The organism is Candidatus Eisenbacteria bacterium (genome assembly GCA_016867715.1).
Classification (GTDB): Bacteria; Orphanbacterota; Orphanbacteria; order Orphanbacterales; family Orphanbacteraceae; genus VGIW01.
In genome coordinates, this window is the sequence record VGIW01000125.1 from 1 (window position 1) to 7,672 (window position 7,672).

Sequence of the window (7,672 nt, forward strand, 5' to 3'; positions counted from 1 at the left end):
TCGGGAGTCGCCCGCTTCGCGCGGGCGGAAAGCGCCCCTACTTCAGCATCACCGTCTTGCCGCTGTCCGTGAACTCGGGCGCGGTGATCCGGTAGAAATAAACGCCGCTCGGGCAGTTCCGCCCGGCGTCGTTCCTGCCGTCCCACGTCACGGTGCTCGTCGCGCCCGCCGGCTCGTTCGCCTCGTGCAGTTTGCGGACGTGATTCCCCGCCGCGTCGTACACATCGACGTTCACGAGCCCGGCCCGCGGGATCGAGAAGACGATCGTCGTGGTCGGGTTGAACGGGTTCGGGATGCTGCGCGAGAAGGCGGCCTTCCCCGGAACCGCGTCCTCGATCCCTGCGACGCACGGGTTGTAGTCTGTGTTCTGCGGGTCGAAGCTGGTCCAGCCGGCTGTCCACTGCTGGCTCATCGGGAGGGACGGATCGAAAGCGCCCCGATAGGTCACGACCTGGAAGCCGCCCAGGTACGGGTGCCCGAAACACGCGGAGCCGATCAGCTCGGAGCCTGTCGCCGGGACCGGGTTCGGGTTGTTGAAGTTCGTGAGGTCGGTGAGCCCGAGCGCGCTCGGGAGCCGCGTCGCGGAGCCGGTGTTGTTGAACCACGAAGTGTTGGTCCACGCGGTCACGCCGGCCCAGCGGGACTCGTCGTGCACGGAGGCGGACCCGCTCGGGTTCTCGCACGCCGCGAGGCTCACGCACCGGACCACCATGCAGCTGTCCGGAGTGCCGGTCGCGCAGTCGATCGTTCCCTGGTCGCGGATGCTGAAGCCCCAGCGGAAGCCGAGAAGGGCCGAGTTGAAGAGCTTGTGATGCGACCAGCGGCGGATCAATGCGGCGTACTGGTGCTTGTTCCCCGTCGGGAGGTTCGCGCACATCGTGTCGAGGCGCGCGGGCCCGACGAGGGTGACGTTCGAGAACGTCGGAGAGGTGAAAGGGACGTCGCCGCTTCCGGTGCCGTCGTTGTCCGACTCGAAACCGTTCGTCTCGCCGGTCGGGTCCCAGATGTTCGGATCTTTCATGCCGAAAGCGAACTGGATTTTGCCGCTGTATCCGAAGTCCGTGTCGAACTCATCGTCCGTGGTGCCGTAGGCCACCAAGTAGTTGGCATCGGCGGTTCCGCCGAACCACTCGAAGGCGTCGTCGAAGCAGTAGCTCACCTGCACGTGATGGATCTCGCTCCCGCTTCCGATCGCGCCCATCGTGAGGCCGTTCACCTCGTTGTTGAGCTGGAAGCGATAGCCCGCGTACTCGATGCGCACGTAGGTGAACTCGCCGATGTCGTGCGCGGCGTTCGAGCCTCCGTACGTCCCGCCGATGATCCCCCCCTCGATCAGCGGATCGACCTTGTTGCAGGGCGCGTCGCCGAGGAGGATGACGCCGCCCCAGTCGCCGCGCGCGCGGCTTCCGGGCGCCTTCCGGCTCGTGAACACGATCGGATCGGACGCCGTTCCGGAAGCGTGAATCTCTGCGCCGCGCGAGATGATCAGCGTCGCGGCCGTGTCGCCCTGAATGATCGTTCCGGGCTCGATCGTGATCGAGTAGGTCGAATCGACGTAGTACAAGCCGGTCAGCGTGTAGAGAGTGTCCGCGCCGAGGGTCCGGTCCCAGTTCTGGTGATACGGGGTGCGGCCCGTGTCGAGCCCGGGGCCGACCACGACCTCGGGTTTGAACGTAGAGGACGCTTCTCTCGACTCGGAGTCCGCCCGCGGCGTTGAAGCGCATCCAAGCGAGCGTGAACGGATGGTCGATCATCCCGTAGTACGCGCGAACCTCTTCCTTGCCGTCGTACTCTCCGGTGAAGCGGACGAGGGGGACGAACCGGAACTTGCCCGGTCCGTAGTTCTTGGGGAGGAAGATCGAGTCGAGAGGGAGCACGAGGAGCCCGTAGTTGCTCGGGGACAAGTACGACGGATCGGTCGCGTAGGCGTCGATCTCGTAATCGCGCTTTCGCGTCTCCGCGAACACGCCCGCCTTGAGATCCGAAAGGCCGAACGGGAGTCGAATGTCCGCGCTCGCCCCGCGCGAGCTCTCGCCGAGCGACGACCAGGTCCGGTAGTTCTCCTTGAGCGCCCAGAGGTTTCCGGTGCGCTCGAACTCGACGTGCTTCCGGTCGGGCTCGTACGCGTTTGAAGCCGAGCGGAACATCTTCCATTCGAGGCCGAGTTTGCGGAGCGCCCGGAACTCATGCGTCCCCGCGAGCTGGGTCGAGGAAAGGGTCCGCTCGTCCCAGCCGATCGTCTGCCGTCTCGCCCATTCTCCGGAGGCGGGGAGGCCTTCCGAAACGCTCACCTGTTCCTTCGCGTTCCGAACGATGCTGTTCCGAAGGCTGAAATCGTGGCCGCGCCCGGGACTGTACGCCAGGTTGAGAAGTCCGGCCCCGAGGACCGAGTAGCTGGAACGGGTCCCGTCGAACTTGAAGACGGGATAGCCCCTGTACGTGGGTTCCTGCTTGAAGTCGGTCCTGCCGTAGGATTGTTTGTAGTTCAACGAGCTGATGATCCCGAACTTGTGGCGGCCGAGAGACAATCGATCTCCATAGGAAATCCCGTAGGAGCCGTTGATCGGGGATTTCTTCGCGCGGACGCCCCAGGTGTTGCGAAGGGCCCGCGCGAGGTCGTCCCCCGTGACGTCGCCCGGGATCTCCCGGCTCCCGTCGTCTTTCGCGCGCCAGTCCGTGGTGCCTCCCTCGGACCGCAGGATCTCCCGCGTCGAAACGCCCTCGGCGTAGGTCGGCGAAAACGAGAGCTTGAGAATCCTGTTCGACGGGAAATCGAGCGTGTTGACCTGCACGAGGCCCCCGCTGAAATCCCCGGGAAGATCGGGCGCGGCGGTCTTCACGACCACCGTGCTCGAGAGGAGCGATCCCGGCACGAGATCGAATGTGAAGCTTCGCTTGTCGGTGTCGGTGTCCGTGCTGCTCACCTTTACCCCGTCCATGGTCGCCACGTTGTAGCGGTCGGTGACCCCTCGGATGTGGACATACTTGTCGTCAACGACCGAGAGGCCGCTCACGCGGCGGAGCACGTCGGCCGCGTTCGCATCCGGGGTCTTCTTGATCAGCTCGGCGCTCACTCCATCGGAAACGACGCGCGCTTCCTTCTGCAGGGCGACGACCGAGACTTCCGTGCTCTTCGCTTGTTCGCCCGCCACTTCGACCGCCTTCATCTTGAACTCGCTCGCCGCGAGCTTGAACGCGACGTTCGTGGTTTGGCCTTCTCGTACTTCGATCCCCTCAACGCGCAGGGTTTGATACGCGACGTGCGTGACGATCGCCCGGTAGAACCCGGCCGGGGGCTGCATGCGAAATGAGCCGTCCTCGCCGCTCACCACGCCGCCCGCCGCGGAGCCGGGCGCTCCCTCGGGTCGGTCCTCGCGGAAAAGAGCGATGCTCGCGTACGGAATCGGCTTCCCCGTCTCGGCATCGGTTACCCTTCCCGTGAGCACGGGGCGCGCGGCGCCCTGGGCATCGGCCGGGACGATCGCCGACAAGGCGAGAAGAACGATCGATGCGGCGATCAGGCCCCGCGTCCTTTCGCCGAGCGCTCTCGAAAACGAGTTCATTGCTTCCATTCCTCCTCTGCGCGGTCCGCGCCGAGAGAGGCCGCCGTCGCTGCGGCCCGCTCTTCGGGGAGTCGAGGGGACTGCGTCCCCCCGACGCGTCCGCCGTCTTCTCGATGTGTCGGTCGCGGGGTGGGGAGCCCCATGATGTTGCCTGCCCGTGAAGATCGGCGAACCTCCCGAAGACCGGGCGCCCGGCGGCGCACCTGCGCGACGTGTAAAGCATGAATCCTCGGGAGCGAATGCTCACGCCAAGGTTGAGTAAACGGGGACAAGATCGGAGGAGTCCCGTCAAGTTTCGGAAAGAATTGTAAGGAAATCGTTAGAAGGGGCCGCCCGGCGCGGGGTCGGGGCGTGATAGAATCGCCCGAAAGCGAACTTCTTCGCGGGAGGGATCATGGGAAGGATCGCGGTTCTGGGGGCGGGAATGGTCGGCAGCGCGATCGCGAAGGACCTCGCGCGGACGCATCGCGTCGTTCTCGTCGATCGGGACAGGAAGAAGCTGGCGGCGCTCGCCGAGGTTGAGGGAATCGAAACGAGATCGGAGGATCTGTCGCGCGAGGGCGCCGTCCGCCGCGCCGTCGAGGGGGCCGACCTCGTCGTCGGAGCGGTCCCCGGGTTCTTGGGATTCGGGGTTCTCCGGGCGATTCTCGAAGCGGGAAAGGACGCGGTCGATATTTCGTTCTTCCCCGAAGATCCTTTCGATCTCGATGATTTGGCGAAGAAGAACAACGCGACGGTCGTGATCGATTGCGGGGTTGCGCCGGGGATGAGCAACATCCTCCTCGGGCATCACGCGCGGGAAATGAGGGTCGACTTCTTCGAGTGTCTCGTGGGCGGTCTCCCGGTCCGGAGGAGCTGGCCCCATCAGTACAAGGCGCCGTTCTCGCCCATCGATGTGGTGGAAGAGTACACGCGCCCCGTCCGCATGAAGGAGAACGGCAAGATCGTGGTGAAGCCGGCCCTCTCGGAGCCGGAGCTCGTGGAGATCGATCCGATCGGAACCCTCGAGGCCTCCAATACCGACGGGCTCCGCACGCTCCTTCGCACGACGGCGGTCCCCGACATGAAGGAGAAGACGCTTCGATACCCCGGCCATTTCGAGTACATGCGCGTTCTCCTCGAGAGCGGGTTCTTCGGGAAAGAGCCGATCGAGGTGGGCGAAGCGCGGATCCGTCCGATCGACTTCACCGCGAGGCTTCTCTTTCCGCTGTGGCGCCTCGCGCCCGGCGAGGCGGACATCACCGTCATGCGCGTCCGGATCCGCGGAGACGAGGGCGGGAAGAAGAAGGAGCACGTCTATCGGCTTTTCGATCGGCTCGACGAGAAGACCGGGATCTCCTCGATGGCGCGGACGACCGGATACACCTCGTCGGCGGTCGCGAACCTCCTGCTCGACGGTCGCTTCACGCGCAAAGGAATCTGCCCGCCGGAGTACGTCGGGGCGGAGCCCGGGTGTCTCTCGCGGGTTTTCGACTACCTCGCGGATCGAGGCGTGCTCTACGAGCATGAGGCCAGGGAACCGCGTACGGAACAAGGATTCTACTAGTCTCACCGGGAGAACGGACGACCGGAAAAGACAGGAGCGTTCCAAGCCTCCTGCCGACAGATCCCAGAACTGGATCCTACCGGACGAGGAGGATCTTCCCCGTGCGTTCTTCCGTCCGGCCCATCTGTTCGACCGCGAGGCGGACGAAGTAGACGCCGGAGGCGACATCGCGCCCTTCGTCGTTCGTTCCGTTCCAAAGCGCTTCGTGCGTGCCCTCCCATTGAACCTTGCGGTCGAGGAGTGTTCGGACGAGGCGTCCGGAGAGAGTGTACACGCGGAGGCTTACCGTCGACCGTCCGGGAAGCGAGTACTCGATCGTCGTTTCAGGATTGAAGGGATTGGGACGGTTCCCGAGGAGCTCGGGCCGCGCGATCCGGGGGACCGCTTCTTCGACTCCGACGTACGACATGTTCGGACGATACTGGACGCCGGGCCATCCGAAGTTCGCCACGGTCCGGATGTACGGGTTCCCTTCGGGTTCCTCGAAGGCGTCGATCGCGGCGTGCGCGGCGTGGAGCGCCGTCGGGTAGTCCTGGAATGACTTCTCGACGAAGAGTGTCGCGAAGTCGCCATTGTTTAGGGCGACCCCGCCGCGCATGTTGAGAACCCCGAACACGGCGGAAGCGCGCAGCATGTGCGGTGCGGTGAAGAAATCGAACACGATGTTGGGGTACGCGAAGGTTTCGCTGTCGTCCGCGAAGCCGACCCCGCAGTTCGGCATGATCAGGATGAGCCGCTGGCGTTGGGAGAGGTCGGACATCTTGAAGCGCGGTTCGAACTCCCTCTGGATCCCGTATCCCGGCCATACGGTCGGCCCGGAAAGAAGGCCGAGCCCGACGATCTCCCGAAGGCCGGCGTCGATTCGATCGACGACCGCGTCCCGCTTCGCTTGAAAGCAGAGGCAGCAATAGTCGCTCTCCACGTATCGGGTCGTCGGGATCGCGTGCGAGGCGTAGATCTGCTCGATCGCGTCCATCGTGGGGGCGATCGTACCTTGCCGGTCGCACCATCCGTCTACGTCCCCTTCCATGAGGAGCGCGCCCGGCGGGCCGACGTGTTCTCCGTCGAGAAACTGCCACCACGAGTAGACGCTCTCCCATATCTGATACCAGAAGAACCCCGGCACGCGCGTCGTGAGCCAATCCGCCTTCCCGTCGCCGTCCATATCCGTGATCCACTGGTCCGACGCGCACGGCGACCAGTAGCACTGCCCGGTCGGGTCGTCGTAGCGATACGTATCCACGATGCTCGAGTCGGGATTCACGTGGGGGGATCCGACGATGCAGAGAGTGGGCCGGGTCGGCCAGCCGACGGCCGCGGCGAGGGAATCATGATCGCGCACGATCTCTTTGAGCGCGGCCGCATCCGGCGAGGCGAGATACCAGAGCCGGTAGCTCAGCCCGAAGCGCGACGAGAGGAGAACCCCCACTATGTTGGTATACGACATCATGAGCGAATCGGTCGTCGCGAAGAAGACGTCCGCCATTTGGAGATCGGATCGTTTCGTCGGCTTTCGGAAATCGACGAGCACGTCTTCCGGAATCTCGCCGAACTTTCGCCTCGCGATCTCCTCTTCGACCCTCACGTCCTCCGGAGCGCGAAGCTCCGGAGCCTCCTCCGCATCGCCGGCGGAGAGAACGAACGGTCTCGTGACGTCGTTCCGCGTGAAGGGGTCGTCGTCCACCTCCTCGACCCGAAACGCAAGAGGCGCGTGCGCCGGATCGATCCGGTCAAACGGAATCGTCCAGACGTATTCCTCTGCCCGGTCCGGCCCGCCGACCGCATCGGCCGAATCGAGACGCGCGATCCTCGTCACGCCCCCTTCCACCGAAACCTGGTCCACGTAGAGACGGACCGATCCGTGCTCCGGATAGGTGACGCATCGCACTTCGTAGCCGGACGGCGTCTCCCGCGCGCTCGCCGCGACGAACCGCGCGGCGGTGTTCGCGTCCACATACGTCGACTGATAGGGGATCACGAGATCGTCCCCGTTCGGCCCCCATCCGTCGCCGTCGAGCTCCACCCCGTTTTCGCGCGAGAGGATCTCGCTCGCCACGAGCTTGATGGAGACCGGGCCGGTGTCGTACGGCTTCAGCGTGGCTTTCAGCTCGACCTCCCCGCTCCCCCATCTTCGGTTCTGGATCTGGACGGGGCCGCTCGCACGAATCGCCCGGTTCGGATCGCGGGTAATATCGATCTTCGTGTCGAAGGTGATCCTGAGCTCGACCGAGCCGGTGGAGAGAATCGATCCCGAGGGAGGTTGGATGTCGATCACCGCAGGGGAGAGAGTCGTCTTTCCGTTGCCGTGATGCATGAAGATCGTGAGCCCCTTCGCATTCTCCACTCGGCGGTTCTGGATGCCGTAGCCGCCGTTCAATCCCCCGTAGAAGATCGCGCACTGAGAGGCGGCGGTGCCCTCCGTCACCTTGTAGGGAAAACCGACCATCTCCCGCGTGTTCCAGATGAGGTTGCCGTAGACCCCCGAGCTGCAAGAGGCCGCGACGACGATCGTGTTCCGGTCCTGAACCTGGTCGATGCTGGTCCAACAGAACCCGATCCAGTA

General features: G+C 64.6%; 3 protein-coding genes. 1 reads left to right on the forward strand and 2 read right to left on the reverse strand.

Annotated elements, in window-relative coordinates; translation table 11 throughout:
- Nucleotides 1–1,070 precede the first annotated feature (1,070 nt).
- Nucleotides 1,071–3,563 carry a carboxypeptidase regulatory-like domain-containing protein gene (locus FJY73_13525; GenBank protein MBM3321677.1) on the reverse strand — a complete coding sequence of 831 codons (2,493 nt, stop codon included), beginning with the start codon at nucleotides 3,561–3,563 and terminating at the stop codon, nucleotides 1,071–1,073.
- Between the two features lie 394 nt (nucleotides 3,564–3,957).
- Here FJY73_13525 and FJY73_13530 point away from each other — a divergent pair, with 394 nt between their 5' ends.
- Nucleotides 3,958–5,109 (forward strand): saccharopine dehydrogenase NADP-binding domain-containing protein, encoded by a 1,152-nt coding sequence (locus FJY73_13530; protein MBM3321678.1) that lies wholly within the window; start codon nucleotides 3,958–3,960, stop codon nucleotides 5,107–5,109.
- A gap of 76 nt (nucleotides 5,110–5,185) precedes the next feature.
- Here FJY73_13530 and FJY73_13535 read toward each other — a convergent pair.
- Nucleotides 5,186–7,672, reverse strand: a 2,487-nt coding sequence (locus tag FJY73_13535) for a hypothetical protein (protein MBM3321679.1), incomplete at its 5' end; no start/stop codon positions are given.